Origin of the sequence: Candidatus Neptunochlamydia sp. REUL1, assembly GCF_963457595.1 — a bacterium.
In the GTDB taxonomy this organism is placed as follows: domain Bacteria; phylum Chlamydiota; class Chlamydiia; order Chlamydiales; family Simkaniaceae; genus Neptunichlamydia.
The window spans coordinates 850952-865121 of sequence record NZ_OY735137.1 but is presented as its reverse complement, the minus strand read 5'-3'; the positions used below and the strand labels follow the sequence as shown (position 1 = coordinate 865121).

Sequence of the window (14170 nt, the reverse complement as noted above, 5' to 3'; positions counted from 1 at the left end):
ATGAGCTCAAGTGTGCGTCTTCAAAGCTCTTTTAATGTAGAGGTTCAGCTAAACGGAAATATCGAAACAATTCCGTTTTCTAATCTTCCAACAAATATAAGGGTTTCTGCTTTGAGGGAAAAGATTTTTGAAGATCGTGAGCTTGTTGACGGAGATTCTTACAAGCTACTTTTTTCTAAAACAGAAACGCCTCTAACTGATATAAATATTCAACAAATCTTTCAAGGCGAAGGAGGATATGCTATTCTAAAGAAAGAAGCTTGCGAAGCATCTGTTTTAATGAACTCAGACAAATCTAGTTCTACTTCTTCAAATTCTTATAAGTCTCAAGAATCCATAAGAAGCTTAGTCTCTTCAGAGATGCCGAAGGGAGATCCTTGTGTAGAAGAGTCGGAGGCTAAAACGCATGAAATAATTCAAAACCATCCTAACCCTCTTCGTAGAAAAACAGAATACTTTGATATTCCATTCTCTATCACTTTTAGACCTACCGCTACACCTATGGAAGGAATGCACGCCGCTACACCTATCGAAGAACCGCAAGCGCCAATATCTAGACCAATAGTCTCCACAATGCCTATGAGCAACAGAGAAAAAAGAAAGGTTGGTGTCATTTTTGCCCTTGCTTTGTTGGTTCTGGCGTATTCAGCACATAAATACTTTTATGGAAATACCAAACCTCAGACTCAACCTCAAGAACTTCCAAAGTCTACACTCCAGAAAATTTAAAATTTTCTTTTCGTAAATCCACATTAGGAATAGAATTTTAATCGATCGTATAATCTTTTGATAGTAAGGTAACAGGAGGTTGTTATGACTACTCAAGTTGGATTACAGAATAATCAGGAAAAAGGGTTTGTTTTTATTGACAATTCAGAAAGCATCCCTTGTGATGCAGGCAGCGTAGAAAAAGTAAATTCTACAGCTCGAAATATTCTATCGACGGGTGCTGAGGCTTTAGCAGCAATTCCTATAGCTTCTATTAATATTGCTGCTTCTCTAATCGGTGGGGCTTTAAATGGTTCTTATCTGAAAGCGTGAACCCCCTACTTTGCTTCATCGCTTTCTTTCTGAATTCTTTGACCTTGTTGTATGTCGTGGCGTTCATTCCAGAAGCTTTAGCGGCTTTTCGGGTTGGATTTGAAGCTTCACGATCTACTTCGGACAGAATTCTGTCCGAAGTTCCATCTTCATCTTCTGAGTCTTCTTGATTGGTATAACGATTTCCGTGCTTAGGAGGAAACAGTATATCCTGCTTTTCAGAGATAAGCCTCCTATCGTTGAATCTTACTATTCGGTGGAGTCAATAATTTTATTGACGAAAAACCTCCCTAGGAGCAGCATAGCTTTTCTTTAAATCTCTAATAAATAAGGAGAATATCCATGATAAGACTATCTTTTAACACCATGAGACTTCCGTTATCTTTTATGAGCTCCAGAGCAGCACATAGTTCATCTTTTCAAGAGAAGAGGTTTGCGACTATAGCTGCAGAAGACAAAACAAGATCTGTAGCTTTGGGTAGTATTTCTGATTACGCGAATATCTTTACCAGAGAAGGCGATAAAATCTTTATTCATGCGAATATTCCATCTGGAAAACCTCCAGAAAAAAGAATGACGTTTGTGAAGCTATACATGTTTGCGAATCATTTGATTGGCAATAGATGTATCCTCTTATCGAATCTCACAAGTCTTTGTAATAGAGAAGGTTATAGATCAATCGCATCAAATGGAAACAAAACCTCAAAGGTAAAATCCGGTAATTTCAAATCTTCTTTCCTATCAAATAGGAACAAAAGATTATTTCAACTAACTAGCAATGAAGATGGAAAAACACAAGTTAGCTTAACCGATAGAGGTGTACAGAAAACACAGAGTCTTGCAGACAGATTAAACTCAATCTATCTTGAAGAACCTCAAGGAAGGCTAAAGGATGTTTTAACTATTTTCAAAAAAGAGGGTTTTCTAAGAGAGGGGAATCCTGTTTCCATAAAAAAACTTGGAAACGCATGTGAAAAGAGTGGGTATACTGTTGAGTTAGGGAACTTAAGGTATTTATTATCAGCACATCTTGCTCGGCAATTCTTCGTTTTTGATAGAGACAGAGATGCAGTTAAGCTAAGCCCCTTAGGGATAAAGATGGTAGAAATCCTAAAGTAAATCATCGCGCGCTTTCTAACCCACTTCCCCATCCAAAGCGTGCTTATTTAATAGGGAGCAGTATATCTTGTTATTTTCTCTGTTGTAGAGGTGGTGATACGAGACGCCTAAGACTCTACCGAACTTTTGGCAGGATAGCCCTAGCTCTGTCCTGATGCTTTTGATTTTCGTGGGTGTAAGCATGTTGTGTTCTTTGTAGTAGCACTCATAGGCCTTTGCGTTTATCTGTTTTTCTGTATGGTCTGTTGTAATAGCGCCATTGCAATCCCCTCAGTATTCCATCTCCATTTCAAATGAGAAGTCTTTCCCTTCCACATTGCGTGTAAATGGCGTGGTTTTCGTGATGAGATCCCCCTGAATAGAGCATTGGCAGTAGTCTATAGCTTCTGCGTTTTCCATGATATTTTCCTCCTAATTTTTAGTGTCCTGAAAGCTCTATTATAACATGGTGTAACATCTTAGTGTTCGTTAGCTGCATAAGATTAGCTGTTTTTAAGCATTCTTTAAGAGGGTACGCCCCCTTTGATTTTTAGCGTGGAGAGGTTTAGTGTTTCTTATTGTCACACGTATAGACAAAGAGGCAAGGCCTAGGAGTCGAAGCCTTACCTCACCCGCAAAAAATAGTTTATAGATCTTCCGTTGGCATGGAAAACAGATCCCAGTCAGGATGCATCTTTTCGATGTAGGCTCTCTCTTGATCGTGTCGTGATCCTTGGCCGTTGTTTTCAAGAAGAGTATTAGCCTTAAAGACAGAACGGTTAGAACCACCAACTGTTCCCATTAAAACCATAAGAACGTCACCTATCATCGAGTTGTCTTCAAAGGGCTCCTTCATCTTCCAAGACAAACTCTTTTGATATTCAAAGCCTCAAGATTTTAATAGCTTGAGCGAGTCCATCAGAAAGTAAGGTAGTGTCAAGGTAAAGCACTTATGCTCTGTCACTAAAGATAAAAAATTGATTAGACTTGCATAAAGTAAAACCGAAGGAAACGGACTTTATGTTAAGAGAATTAATTACTGATGAGATCTGGGGAAAAATTGCTCCTTTGTTACCAGCTCCAAAAGGAAGACATGGGAATGATGACAGGCAATTTTTAGAAGCTGTTTATTGGGTGCTAAGAACGGGTGCTCCTTGGAGAGATTTACCCTCAGAATTTGGCTCGTGGAAAACGATATATAACCGTTATAGCCGATGGGTCAAGAAAGGACATTTGGAGAAAATTTTAGATTTTTTTTACAAGTGAAGCCGATCATGAATGGCATATAAAAATTAATTGTATTTAGATATAGCATTGCAAATAGGGCACTCGTCAATGCTATGCTTTTTTGCTGGGCAATACTGCCTTGCGTAGTAGATGATTTGAAGGTGAAGTTTTTTCCAGGTTGTTTTTGGGAAAATGGCTTTAAGATCTTTTTCGGTTTGTTTCACGCTTTTGCCGCAGCTGAGCCCCCACCGCTTCGCACATCGATGGATGTGGGTGTCAACAGGAAATGCAGGCTTTTTTAGGGCTTGAATAGTAACAACTGATGCGGTTTTATGGCCGACCCCGGGAAGTGCTTCAAGCTCTTCTAGTGTGCGAGGGATTTTTCCTTGATAGTCATCAATTAAGATTTCAGACAGTCTATGAATCGCTTTGGCTTTTGTCGGTGCAAGTCCACAAGGGCGAATGATCGATTCAATCTGTTTGACGGTGAGTTCAACCATTTCATAAGGGTCACTTGCTTTTGCAAATAGTTTTGGGGTGATTTCGTTTACCTTTTTGTCGGTGCATTGCGCAGAAAGAAGGACGGCGATCAAGAGGGTGTAGTGATCTTTGTGTTTAAGGGGAATGGGGGGATTCGGAAAGAGTTTGTTAAGAATGCGACGGACAATGGAGGCACGTTTTTCTTTTGTCATTTACCTACACAAAACTTAGAAAAGATGGTACTGAGTACTTCTTCGGTGATATTCATTCCAATAATCGTTCCGAGCTCCTTTAATGCCAAGCGAATGTCGGAGATCAAAAACTCGGGGGAAATGTCTGTTTGTAGACCACTATGGACAACCTCAACTGCTTTGATTGCTTCACCAAGAGCTTGGTGGTGACGCTCACTTGAAATAATGACCTCCTCTTTAGATGGAGGTGTTCCTTGCCAAATCACATTGTGGATTTCTTGTTTGAGAAGGTCAATCCCTGTCCCTTCTTTGGCAGAAACATCTACTTGATGAGGGTAGGGTAGGTTCAATTTCCCCCCCTCTTTCAGGTCGATTTTGTTCCAAATCACGATGGTTCTTTTTTCAGGGAGGGTCATCTCAATGTGGGTAGGATGATTGTGATCATAAACCAGAAGGATCAGGTCGGCTTCTTGCGCAGCCTTTTCAGAGCGGCGCACCCCCTCCTTTTCAATCACTTCATCAGTGACTCTAATGCCTGCTGTGTCAATGAGTCTAAATTGGAGACCAGCAAGTTGGACCTCTTCTTCAAGAAGATCACGTGTTGTGCCGGGGATGTTGGTGACAATCGCCCGCTCTTTTCCACAAAGGGCATTCATCAAGGAGGACTTTCCCACATTGGGCGCTCCAATTAGGCAAAGCGAAAAGCCGGACTTTAGGGACTGTCCATCATGAAACGACCCATGTAAAGCGCTCATACTTTTGATCAAGTCTTCTAAATGAGAGCAGAGCTCCTCCTTCGAAGCAAACTCTAGTCCTTCTTCTGGAAAATCAACCCATGCCTCAAGGATAGCAGCGATTTCTGTGAGCTCTTTTTGGAATGTTGAAATCTTCTTATAAAGCTTCCCTTCTAAATGATTTTCAGCGGCTTGCCATGCAAGCTCACTTTTGGAAGCAATGACCTGTTGCACCGCTTCTGCTTTTGTGAGGTCGATCTTTCCATTTTGAAAGGCTTTAAATGTGAATTCTCCAGGAAGGGCTGCGCGTGCTCCCGCTTTTAGCGCGGCATCTAGAACCTTGCGCGTAATCAGAGTTCCTCCATGGCAATGGATTTCCACCGTATCTTCCCCTGTGTAGGAGCGGGGGTTTTTCATCACGACAGCAAGACCCTCGTCAATGATCTTCCCATCCCCTTCAATAATCTTTCCAAAATGGACGGTATGACTTTCATACTTGTGAATTGGGCCGGAGAAAATTTGATCTGCAACGGCTAAGGCATCATCACCCGCGATGCGGATGACGGCAATGCCCCCCACCCCCGGCGGGGTCGCAACAGCTGCAACCGTTTGCCCCTTCTCATAACTGCGATGGTTAAATTCCATTTTCAAATTGGTCCTTGATAAGTGGAGGTCCATGATATCACACCCGTACAAAAATGTGAAAATGGAGTTTTCAATTCAATTTTTATATTCCGGAGAGGGCCGTCCGAATGAGCATGCTAAGATCGGAAGGAGTTTCGCTTGCAAGGGCTTTTTTGAGTGCTTGTTGTGCTTGAAGGGAATTATACCCGAGGTTCATGAGTGCAGAGAGCGCATCGTTTACCATCTGATCCTCCTCGGTAATTTCATGCTTTGAGGTGTGTGGAAGGGGGGCTTTTTTGAGCCCTTTGAGGACTTTGTCGCGAAGCTCTATGATCAGTCGTTCAGCAGTTTTTTTTCCAATCCCTGGAATTTTAGAAAGAATGGTGGTGTTTGCGGTGGTGATGGCGGACTCAAGAGCTGAGCTGTCGAGGTGGCCGATGAGGGCTAGGGCAGTTTTAGGACCAATACCAGATACGGTGCTAATTTTTTCAAAAAGATCGCGCTCTTCGCAGGTAAGAAACCCAAAGTTTTTGTACGAATCTTCGCGGATCACTGAGGAGATATAAAAGAGGGTACTTTCCCCGATCGGGGGTGCTGCGGAAAAAGCACTGAGGGGTGTGTAAAGCAAATAGCCTACACCATTGACATCTACTACAGCGTTATGGGGAGTAATTGAGACAAGAGTTCCTTTGATGTATTCAAACATGGACGCCTACGGGTTTAATATGATTGGCATGAGTAATTGCAAGGGCGAGGGCATCGGCAGCGTCTTCAGGGGTGGGAATTTCCTCAAGATTTAGGAGCGTTTGCATCATTTTTTGGACCTGTTCCTTGGTTGCTGATCCAGAGCCTACAACAGCAAGTTTTGCCTTTTTTGGGGCATATTCGAAGATGGGGATTTTGCGCTTTGTGGCGGCAACAAGAGCAACGCCTTTTGCCATTCCGAGTTTTAGAGCACTTTGAACATTGCGGTTAACAAATTGCGTTTCAATGGAAACGGCTTCGATAGGATAGGAATCAAGGATGTGCTCGATCCCTTCATGGATGATGCCGTATCTTTCGTGGAGGGAGAGTTTAGGCGAGGGACGGATACATCCAAAGTCAAGGGGAGTAAATGAACGGAGATCTGTTTCGATAACTCCATACCCAGTGATACGGGTTCCTGGATCAATTCCTACAATAATATGTTTTTTTCGACTCATATTTTTCATTATGGAACGAAAAGGATTTTCTGTTAATCTTAAACCAATGAAAAGTCTAGAAAACTTAGATCCGAAGTCTATCATTGTCCGAATGCCGAATTGGTTGGGTGATTTGGTGATGGCGACTCCTGTTTTAGCAGATTTGCGGGAGCATTACCCCCATGCTGAAATCACAGTGATGTGTCAGGACAATGTTGCCCCCTTGCTAGAAAATGATCCTGCTGTGGATGAGCTTTTCTGTGTAAGCCGAGGAGAGAGCTTTATTCGTCGGATTGGGGAGCGAAACATCGTTGCGAAACTGAAAAGCGGGACGTATGATCTTGGGATTTTATTGACTAATTCATTTTCATCGGCCTGGAGGTTTTGGCAAGGGAATGTTAAAAACGCGCTGGGATATCGCGCAGATGGTCGAAGCTTTCTAATGACCCATCCGGTTTCTTTTTCTGAGAAGAAAAAGGAGCAACACCTCGTGAGTACTTATAAGGAGCTCCTAAAGCCTCTAGGAATTCCTGTTTCCGAGACAAAGCCCAGACTGGTTGTAACGGATCAGGAGATCAAAGAAGCGTGGAAGCTTGTCAAGCGCTTTGACATTAACCCTAATTGCAATATTATTGGGGTGAATCCCGGAGCTGCTTATGGGACTGCAAAATGTTGGCTTCCTGAGCGATTTACGGAAGTGACTAAAAATATTATTGAGGCAGATCCCAAAAATGCGGTTCTCTTTTTTGGAGACCGCTCGCATAAGGATTTAATCGGAAAAATTTGTTTGGGTCTTTCGAATCGCGCAATAAACATGTCAGGTCAAACTAGCTTGCGAGAGCTGCTAGCACTTATAAAAATTTGCAGTGTCTTTTTAACAAATGACAGTGGACCGATGCACATTGCTGATAGTCTAGATGTTCCCCTTGTTGCACTATTTGGGTCAACAAGCCCAGTGGCAACGGGGCCTTACAGACAAAGTCAAAACATTCTTCAGAAGAGAGTTCCTTGTTCCCCCTGTTTTAAACGGGTTTGCCCGATTGACTTTCCTTGCATGAAGAATATTGGAGTGGGTGAAGTCACAGCAGCAGTTCTTTCTAAACTGAAGCAAAACTTTGCGGGGCGCATATGAAAAAACTGATTGATGCAATCCGTCCGAATCCTTTTGATAAACTTCTAAAGAAAATGGCAGGGGAAGAAAAAGGGCGTTTCCTCGTCATTTGGAATCGAGGGTTAGGGGATATTCCTTTGGGTCTTTATGCCTTGGTCTATCGTATTCGTAGTTATGTTCCTAACGCATCGATTACTTTTATGACACGCAGGGATTTAGCTGAGGCATTCACGATGCTTGAGGGTGTTCAGGTGCTTGTTGGGGACTCGTGGGAAAGAGGGAAACCCTTTGATATTGAAGAGACTTTAAAGGAGCATTCGTTAAGCTCTAACATGTTCGATGTCGTTCTCGAAAAACCCGATCCTACAAAGTGGCTAAAGTGGCAAATTGGAAACCTTGTTCCAAAGCTGAAGTGGCAAGAGAAATGGGACAGCCTTGCTGACAAGTATGAGCTTGACCCAAGCGAGACCTATATTGGATGTCATGTTCAAACAGAAACAGGTGTGTATTATGGTTACGAAAAAAACTGGGATCTCCCTTCATGGCGGAATCTTTTTAAGAAGGTTCAGGAAAAAAGCAAAGGCAAAATTCTCTTGTTTGGAATGGAAAGAGAACCTGCTTTTTTGATGGACAATGTCATTGACCTTCGCGGGGAAACAAATCTTTTTGAAATGCTATCTTTGATTAAAAATCGCTGCCGCTACCTTGTGGCTCCGGACTCTGGCGTTCTCTCTATTGCCTACTATGTCGATGCAAGTTATCCAGTTCGGGTTGTCTCACTGTGGGCTGACTCTAGGCAAGGAGTTCTTAGGCAAAAAGTAGACTCACCAAACCCTCAATTTGAACATATCCCCCTACATGGTAAAAATGATAACGTGGCTAATATTTCCGTTGATACTGTCTATCACTCTTTATTCGGGTGAGTTGATGCAATCACATCCCCTCATTGCTGTTTTCAAAGAGAAAAAAGAGATCACCAAACTTGAGACATTTGTTCTCCTCGATGAAAATGCCATCGTGCAAGACATTGCGCCTTCTTCAAGTTTCAAGAAGATGGGGTGTTTAGTGTTGGCGGGAGGTCAAGGAACACGTCTTGGTGTCGATGGACCAAAAGGGTGCGTCCAGCTTCCACTGCAAGAAAAAAAGACGCTTTTTCAGCTGATTTTTGAAAAAGTGAAGGAAAAAGGAAGAGACCTTTCACTAGCAGTCATGACCTCCCCAATTAATCATGAAGCAACAATTCAATACTTCGAGGAGCATGATTACTTTGGGTTAACAAATGTTTCTGTCTTTTCTCAAAAGATGATGCCGGTTTGCGACGAGGAGGGAAACCTATATGGGGACATGGAGTCACCTGATGGGAATGGAAAGGCTCTGAAGAACCTCTTTGATTCAGGAGCCTGGGAAGTTTGGAAGGCAAATGGTGTTGAGGTGGTCCAGGTAATTCCTGTAGATAACCCTAAAGCTGAACCCTTTGATGGGGAACTTCTGGCGATCCATGAAAAGGAGCAGGTAGACCTTGTCCTCAAATGCATTCGAAGAGATAGCCCAAAAGAGAAGCTAGGGGTGATCGGAGAGGAAAGAGGCAAGCTCATGATTCGAGAGTATTCTGAGCTGACTGAAAGGATGCAAGGTTTAGGGTTTCCACTGGGAAATACAGGGCTGTTTTCGTGCACCATGGATTTTGCAGCACGAGCCTCTAAAATAGAGCTTCCCTGGCATCTTGCGCACAAACAATCCGGGGACGTCTGGATTTGGAAGTTTGAAACATTTATTTTTGATCTATTCCCCTATGCAAATTCTTTTAAAGTCATCATTTCTGAGCGTAAAAATTGTTTTGCTCCACTTAAAAACCGTTCAGGACCAGATAGTTTAGAAACCGTGGCAAAAGCGCTCATGACGTAAAACTTGCTATCATGTATAATTATTGTAAAAAATTATTTAGGACGTGATGATGAGAATCGGATATTTAGGGGCTGGAGCCTGGGGCTTTTGCCTTGCGAATCTTTTGGCTGAAAAAGGGTATGAAGTAAAGCTATGGACTGGAAATATGTCCTTGGCAGAAGTCCTCAAAAGAGGGGAGTCTCACCCAAAACTCCGCGATCATCAGGCAGAGGAAAATCTTGTTCTCACTACTGATCTTAAAGAAGCAATTACCGATGTTGATATGATTGTCGAGTCTGTGACTTCAAAAGGGCTACGCCCCGTGCTTGAGCAGCTCAAAAAGATCGGCTTGAAGGAAACACCGATTGTTCTTACCTCTAAAGGAATTGAGCAAGGTACGGGTCTTCTCATGTCCGAGGTTGCGATGGAAGTTCTGGGTGACGATTATAAATCCAAGATCGGATGTCTTAGCGGCCCCAGTTTAGCTGGAGAAGTCATGCGCAAGCTCCCCACCTCTGTTGTTGCCTCAAGCTATGATAATGACCTTATGATGCAAATTTGCAAGGCATTTACTACCTCTTGCTTCAGGGTTTATCCTAATGGAGATATGAGAGGGGTTTCGTTTGGGGGTGCGATGAAGAATATCATTGCAATAGCCTGTGCAATCTCTGATGGCCTTGGATATGGTGAAAATACAAAAGCAGCCTTGATGACTCGTGGTCTTCATGAGATCCGAAAGCTTGGGGAGACGATTGGTTGTGAGGCCGACACTCTTAACGGTCTCTCAGGACTAGGAGATCTCTGTGCTACCTGTCTATCGACCCTTAGCCGCAATTATATCTTTGGAAAGCTTCTAGCAGAGGGGTATTCTCCTGATGAGGCTAGGAAAAAGATTGGAATGGTTGTTGAAGGGGCCTATACCTGTCTATCTGCTTTAGAGCTCAGCGCTAAGAAAGAAGTAGATATGCCGATTACTGAAGCAGTTTATTCCATTATATATGAAGGGGTTAACCCCAGAGAGGCTGTTGAGGCAATTCTTGCTCGGACTGTCAAGCAAGAGCATCTTTAATTTAAGTTGCTGGAAGTCAGCGAATTAAATAATTTATTAAGATTGGGGTACAAAGGAATGGATTTTCCCTGAGTTATAACTAATCTACTAAACTTCAGAATAAATCCCGGTTTCCAGTCCCTTTGGGTGACGAGACTGATCCTCTTGGTAGTCTAATAAACGGATATACGCAGTTTTTTTTGGAGGCCGAATCGGGCATGATTTGGTTATGAAACGTTGTGTTTTATAGAAAGTTCATTATAAATTACTTAGAGCGTGCAAGAATTGGGGTAGATCTTTCTTTATTCATCCCATTTTCAAAGCAGTGTTCTTTAAGTATGAGCTTATTCTTACCCTTGCGAGGAATAGGGGGCTATTCCTTGCCAGAGTTAGGAATAAATTCGGGGTGAATTTCATACGCATGATCAAGATCCAGAAGATTTTTCTTAGTGCCTATTTATAAAAGCGTTAGGCTATTTTGCTTTAGGCCAAAAATTCAAAACCTACATTCCCCTATGTGGTTGGGTGCCTGCTTGTTTAAGTGGGCATTTTTTTTATCAGGCTACCCCAAAAGATGAGAACAAGACCCTCTATTTGCATAGAAAATACTTACTAAAATATCAAAGTCCTCTCCATAGGACCGCTTCATTTGTGTTTATGAGCAAGCTGTAAAGGTTGGGGGAGAGTCTGGTGTGTATTCTCAAGTGGAATTTGAGCAGCTTTAACAAATTCTTTGAAAGTTGTTATAGGTATGGTAGATTGGGTACATGGACAGTAAGCTTGAAGGCATGAAAGTGGTGCGCTCTGATGAGATGGCACGCATCGAGAAGGTTAGCATGGAAGTTGGGGCTTCCGATGAGGCGTATATGCTGAAAGCAGGGGAGGGAATTGCTGATCGGGTAGAGGCCTTTGTCAAAGAACGGGGTCTGGAGAAAAGGGTTACATTGCTCGTCGGAAAGGGGAACAATGGAGGCGATGCCTACGTTGCAGGAACTTTTCTGCTCAATCGAGGCTTTAATGTTGAAGCTTTTCATGTTGTTGAAATGGGGGAGGCTAGTCCTCTTTGTCAGAAGCATGGGAAGGGATTTAAAGGGAAGCAGCAAGATCAGTTGGAGCTTAATGGGGTCATTCTTGACGGGCTTTTAGGGACGGGCTTTCAGGGAGAAGTTCAAGGAAAGATCAAAGAAGTCATCAAAAAAGTCAATGAGGCAGAACTTCCTGTTTTAGCGATTGATATTCCGTCAGGTGTGAATGGAAACACAGGAGAGGCAAAGCTCGCAATCCACGCGGATGAGACGCTTTATTTGGGGATGGCAAAGCGTGGTTTTTTTGTAGGGGAGGGGTACAATCATACAGGAAGACTCCATGTAATCGACTTTGGAATGGAGGGGAAATACATTGAAGAGGCGCAAGGAGAAGGTTTTTTGCTTAATGAGAAAGCACTTCCAGGTCTTTTGCCACCGTTGAAACGAGGTCGTCATAAGTATGAGGCGGGATATGTCATTGCCGTTGCGGGCTCGCCCGGAATGCCAGGGGCGGCTATGTTGTCATGTTTAGCAGCACTGCGCACAGGAGCAGGAATTGTAAGGCTATTTCATCCAGAAGGAATGGAGGAAGAACTTGCTCCCTCGGCGTATGAACTCATTCGGACGGCATATAAGTGGGGTGATGATAGTGCAATTTTGGAAGAAGGAAAACGTGCAAAAGCATGTCTAATTGGCCCTGGTGTCGGAAAAGGCGAAGAGATGCACACCTTTTTGCAAGGCCTTGTTGCTAAATTGAATGTTCCTATGGTGATAGATGCCGATGCCCTCTATCATATTAAGGTTTTCCCCAAAGGGTCCATATTAACCCCGCATCACAAAGAGATGACACATCTTCTTGGGGGCAGTGGTGTCGATCATCAGGCGTGCCAAGCTTTTGCTGATCAAGCGAAAGTGACAGTCATCTTAAAGGGGGCACCAACATGGATTTTTCATCCTAAGTTATTGCCGCTCATTGTGACAAAGGGAGATCCTGGGATGGCCACTGCGGGAACAGGGGATGTTTTGACAGGAATGATAGCATCTCTTGTTGCACAAGGGGCATCGGGACGAGAGGCTGCCGCTTTGGGAGTTTATTTGCACGGGGAAGCAGGGGAGGTTGCTGCGAAAGAACGTACCTCATATGACATGATTGCAAGCGATCTTATTGGAGCCTTGCCCGAAGCGTTTCAGACACTTGTGAAGCAATAACCTCAGGAATAAATGGGGAGAGATGCAAAGGAGATCAAAGAGTATAGTTTGAAAAGAATGAGAAGTATTCTGGAGGTTGAGGAGAAAATAATGTTCTTTTAGCGTTTGGTGTAGTGTGTAAAGGAATTCAGTAAAAGTATTTCTGGGGCATTCATTTAAGAAAATATCTACGAGGGAAGGATGACCTGCAAGCCCTATATATGCCATTCCATGTTAAATAATTTTGTGTCGTTGATTACATGGGCTTCTGCCTCTTTACAGGTGCCAAATAGAGGCATACAATCAGCAGCGATACAGATTTTTTTGTCTTTTTTAACGGCTAAGATATAGCTAAAACTTAAGAGAGGCTTGCAAAAGACTCTTTTTGTATCAGAAACCACTCAGAGAATTTTGCGACTCCGAAATCAAGAGGAGTAGTTGGAGAAAAGCCAAGTTCTCTTTCAGCTTTCTGGATATCGGCATAAGTGGATTTAACATCTCCCATTTGCATCGGTTGAAAATCGATCTGTGCCTTTTTCCCAAGGTGCGTTTCGAGAAGTTCAATGAGATGCATGAGAGGTTCTGGTTTGTTATTGCCAAGATTGTAGATTTCAAATCCGTTGCAATGGTCAAGTGCTCGAATTGTTCCTTGGACAATATCGTCAACGTAGGTAAAGTCGCGCTCCATTTCCCCATGGTTGAAAACAGGAATAGGTGTTCCTCTTCGAATTTTTTCTGCAAACGAGTAGTAAGCCATGTCTGGGCGTCCCCAGGGACCATAAACTGTAAAGAATCGGAGTCCCACCATGGGGATATTGTAGAGGTGATGGTAACTTTTGGCCATCAGTTCCCCTGATTTTTTCGTAGCTGCATAGAGACTAATAGGGGAGTCTGTAGGATCAGTTTCAGAGAAAGGGATTTTGGTATTGCTACCGTAAACGGAAGAGGAAGATGCGAAAATGAGTTTCACGTTGGGAATACTTCGGCAAAGTTCTAGGATTTTTAAAAAGCCATTGAGGTTAGAGTCGCTGTAGGGTTGTGGGTGCGTTATGGAATAACGGACCCCTGCCTGTGCTGCTAAGTGCACAATATGCGTGATGTTTTGTTTCAAAGGGTGGATATTTTGGATATCCTCTTCAATGACTTCAACACCGAGTCTACGCAATTGATCGGCGCGTGCTCTTTTGAGATCGGGTGAATAATAATTATTGAAATTATCACACCCAATCACATAATCTCCATTTTTAATTAGTGAAGAAGCAAGATGAAAGCCAATAAAGCCTGCAATCCCAGTAATAAATATAAACTTTTTTTGATCTCCCATCTATTTAGAGTACC

At 42.9% G+C, this 14170-nt stretch carries 16 protein-coding genes; 9 read left to right on the top strand and 7 right to left on the bottom strand.

Annotation, left to right across the window (positions count from 1 at the left end):
• The 3 genes from R2I63_RS04895 (at position 1) to R2I63_RS04885 (ending at position 2160) form a co-directional block, all read left to right on the top strand.
• Positions 1-729, top strand: coding sequence for a hypothetical protein (locus tag R2I63_RS04895; RefSeq protein WP_316359462.1), 729 nt, complete (start codon positions 1-3; stop codon positions 727-729).
• Between the two features lie 84 nt (positions 730-813).
• Positions 814-1041, top strand: coding sequence for a hypothetical protein (locus tag R2I63_RS04890; protein WP_316359460.1), 228 nt, complete (start codon positions 814-816; stop codon positions 1039-1041).
• Positions 1042-1383: 342 nt separating this feature from the next.
• Entirely contained in the window at positions 1384-2160 is a 777-nt protein-coding gene (locus tag R2I63_RS04885) for a hypothetical protein (protein ID WP_316359459.1), read from the top strand.
• Between the two features lie 270 nt (positions 2161-2430).
• Here R2I63_RS04885 and R2I63_RS04880 read toward each other — a convergent pair whose 3' ends face one another.
• Together R2I63_RS04880 and R2I63_RS04875 are read right to left on the bottom strand one after the other, a co-directional pair.
• The gene (locus R2I63_RS04880) at positions 2431-2559 is read right to left on the bottom strand and encodes a hypothetical protein (protein WP_316359458.1); all 129 of its coding nucleotides are present in this window, start codon (positions 2557-2559) and stop codon (positions 2431-2433) included.
• Between the two features lie 226 nt (positions 2560-2785).
• Positions 2786-2995, bottom strand: coding sequence for a hypothetical protein (locus R2I63_RS04875; protein ID WP_316359455.1), 210 nt, complete (start codon positions 2993-2995; stop codon positions 2786-2788).
• A gap of 164 nt (positions 2996-3159) precedes the next feature.
• Here R2I63_RS04875 and R2I63_RS04870 point away from each other — a divergent pair, with 164 nt between their 5' ends.
• A complete protein-coding gene (locus tag R2I63_RS04870; protein ID WP_316359450.1) occupies positions 3160-3405 on the top strand; it encodes a transposase in 246 nt (81 codons plus the stop codon).
• A gap of 26 nt (positions 3406-3431) precedes the next feature.
• Here the strand turns inward: R2I63_RS04870 and R2I63_RS04865 are convergent, their stop codons facing one another.
• The 4 genes from R2I63_RS04865 to ruvC form a co-directional block, all read right to left on the bottom strand.
• Positions 3432-4058, bottom strand: a complete 627-nt coding sequence (locus R2I63_RS04865) for an endonuclease III domain-containing protein (RefSeq protein ID WP_316359449.1) — start codon at positions 4056-4058, stop codon at positions 3432-3434.
• Complete coding sequence (gene mnmE, locus R2I63_RS04860) at positions 4055-5416, bottom strand: tRNA uridine-5-carboxymethylaminomethyl(34) synthesis GTPase MnmE (RefSeq protein ID WP_316359447.1); 1362 nt, start codon at positions 5414-5416, stop codon at positions 4055-4057. Before mnmE ends, R2I63_RS04865 begins: the two co-directional genes overlap by 4 nt.
• 82 nt (positions 5417-5498) lie before the next feature.
• Entirely contained in the window at positions 5499-6101 is a 603-nt protein-coding gene (ruvA, locus tag R2I63_RS04855; protein ID WP_316359444.1) for a Holliday junction branch migration protein RuvA, read from the bottom strand.
• Positions 6094-6597, bottom strand: a complete 504-nt coding sequence (gene ruvC, locus R2I63_RS04850) for a crossover junction endodeoxyribonuclease RuvC (RefSeq protein ID WP_316359442.1) — start codon at positions 6595-6597, stop codon at positions 6094-6096. The genes ruvA and ruvC overlap by 8 nt, the downstream gene beginning before the upstream one ends.
• 10 nt (positions 6598-6607) lie before the next feature.
• On the opposite strand from ruvC, the gene waaF reads away from it, so the two are divergent.
• The 5 genes from waaF (at position 6608) to R2I63_RS04825 (ending at position 12853) form a co-directional block, all read left to right on the top strand.
• Positions 6608-7708, top strand: coding sequence for a lipopolysaccharide heptosyltransferase II (gene waaF, locus R2I63_RS04845; RefSeq protein WP_316359439.1), 1101 nt, complete (start codon positions 6608-6610; stop codon positions 7706-7708).
• Positions 7705-8610 carry a glycosyltransferase family 9 protein gene (locus R2I63_RS04840; protein WP_316359436.1) on the top strand — a complete coding sequence of 302 codons (906 nt, stop codon included), beginning with the start codon at positions 7705-7707 and terminating at the stop codon, positions 8608-8610. Before waaF ends, R2I63_RS04840 begins: the two co-directional genes overlap by 4 nt.
• Positions 8555-9592 (top strand): UTP--glucose-1-phosphate uridylyltransferase, encoded by a 1038-nt coding sequence (locus R2I63_RS04835; RefSeq protein ID WP_316359434.1) that lies wholly within the window; start codon positions 8555-8557, stop codon positions 9590-9592. Before R2I63_RS04840 ends, R2I63_RS04835 begins: the two co-directional genes overlap by 56 nt.
• A gap of 43 nt (positions 9593-9635) precedes the next feature.
• On the top strand, positions 9636-10640 hold the full coding sequence (locus R2I63_RS04830; RefSeq protein WP_445083662.1) for an NAD(P)H-dependent glycerol-3-phosphate dehydrogenase: 1005 nt from the start codon (positions 9636-9638) through the stop codon (positions 10638-10640).
• Positions 10641-11386: 746 nt separating this feature from the next.
• A complete protein-coding gene (locus R2I63_RS04825) occupies positions 11387-12853 on the top strand; it encodes an NAD(P)H-hydrate dehydratase (protein ID WP_316359432.1) in 1467 nt (488 codons plus the stop codon).
• A gap of 337 nt (positions 12854-13190) precedes the next feature.
• Here the strand turns inward: R2I63_RS04825 and R2I63_RS04820 are convergent, their stop codons facing one another.
• Positions 13191-14156, bottom strand: a complete 966-nt coding sequence (locus R2I63_RS04820) for an NAD-dependent epimerase/dehydratase family protein (RefSeq protein WP_316359429.1) — start codon at positions 14154-14156, stop codon at positions 13191-13193.
• Between the last annotated feature and the right edge of the window lie 14 nt (positions 14157-14170).

Coding starts and splice junctions, on each gene's coding strand:
- R2I63_RS04895 (WP_316359462.1), top strand. CDS start 1: ATGAGCTCAAGTGTGCGTCTTCAAAGCTCTTTTAATGTAGAGGTTCAG.
- R2I63_RS04890 (WP_316359460.1), top strand. CDS start 814: ATGACTACTCAAGTTGGATTACAGAATAATCAGGAAAAAGGGTTTGTT.
- R2I63_RS04885 (WP_316359459.1), top strand. CDS start 1,384: ATGATAAGACTATCTTTTAACACCATGAGACTTCCGTTATCTTTTATG.
- R2I63_RS04880 (WP_316359458.1), bottom strand. CDS start 2,559: ATGGAAAACGCAGAAGCTATAGACTACTGCCAATGCTCTATTCAGGGG.
- R2I63_RS04875 (WP_316359455.1), bottom strand. CDS start 2,995: ATGAAGGAGCCCTTTGAAGACAACTCGATGATAGGTGACGTTCTTATG.
- R2I63_RS04870 (WP_316359450.1), top strand. CDS start 3,160: ATGTTAAGAGAATTAATTACTGATGAGATCTGGGGAAAAATTGCTCCT.
- R2I63_RS04865 (WP_316359449.1), bottom strand. CDS start 4,058: ATGACAAAAGAAAAACGTGCCTCCATTGTCCGTCGCATTCTTAACAAA.
- mnmE (WP_316359447.1), bottom strand. CDS start 5,416: ATGGAATTTAACCATCGCAGTTATGAGAAGGGGCAAACGGTTGCAGCT.
- ruvA (WP_316359444.1), bottom strand. CDS start 6,101: ATGTTTGAATACATCAAAGGAACTCTTGTCTCAATTACTCCCCATAAC.
- ruvC (WP_316359442.1), bottom strand. CDS start 6,597: ATGAGTCGAAAAAAACATATTATTGTAGGAATTGATCCAGGAACCCGT.
- waaF (WP_316359439.1), top strand. CDS start 6,608: ATGGAACGAAAAGGATTTTCTGTTAATCTTAAACCAATGAAAAGTCTA.
- R2I63_RS04840 (WP_316359436.1), top strand. CDS start 7,705: ATGAAAAAACTGATTGATGCAATCCGTCCGAATCCTTTTGATAAACTT.
- R2I63_RS04835 (WP_316359434.1), top strand. CDS start 8,555: ATGATAACGTGGCTAATATTTCCGTTGATACTGTCTATCACTCTTTAT.
- R2I63_RS04825 (WP_316359432.1), top strand. CDS start 11,387: ATGGACAGTAAGCTTGAAGGCATGAAAGTGGTGCGCTCTGATGAGATG.
- R2I63_RS04820 (WP_316359429.1), bottom strand. CDS start 14,156: ATGGGAGATCAAAAAAAGTTTATATTTATTACTGGGATTGCAGGCTTT.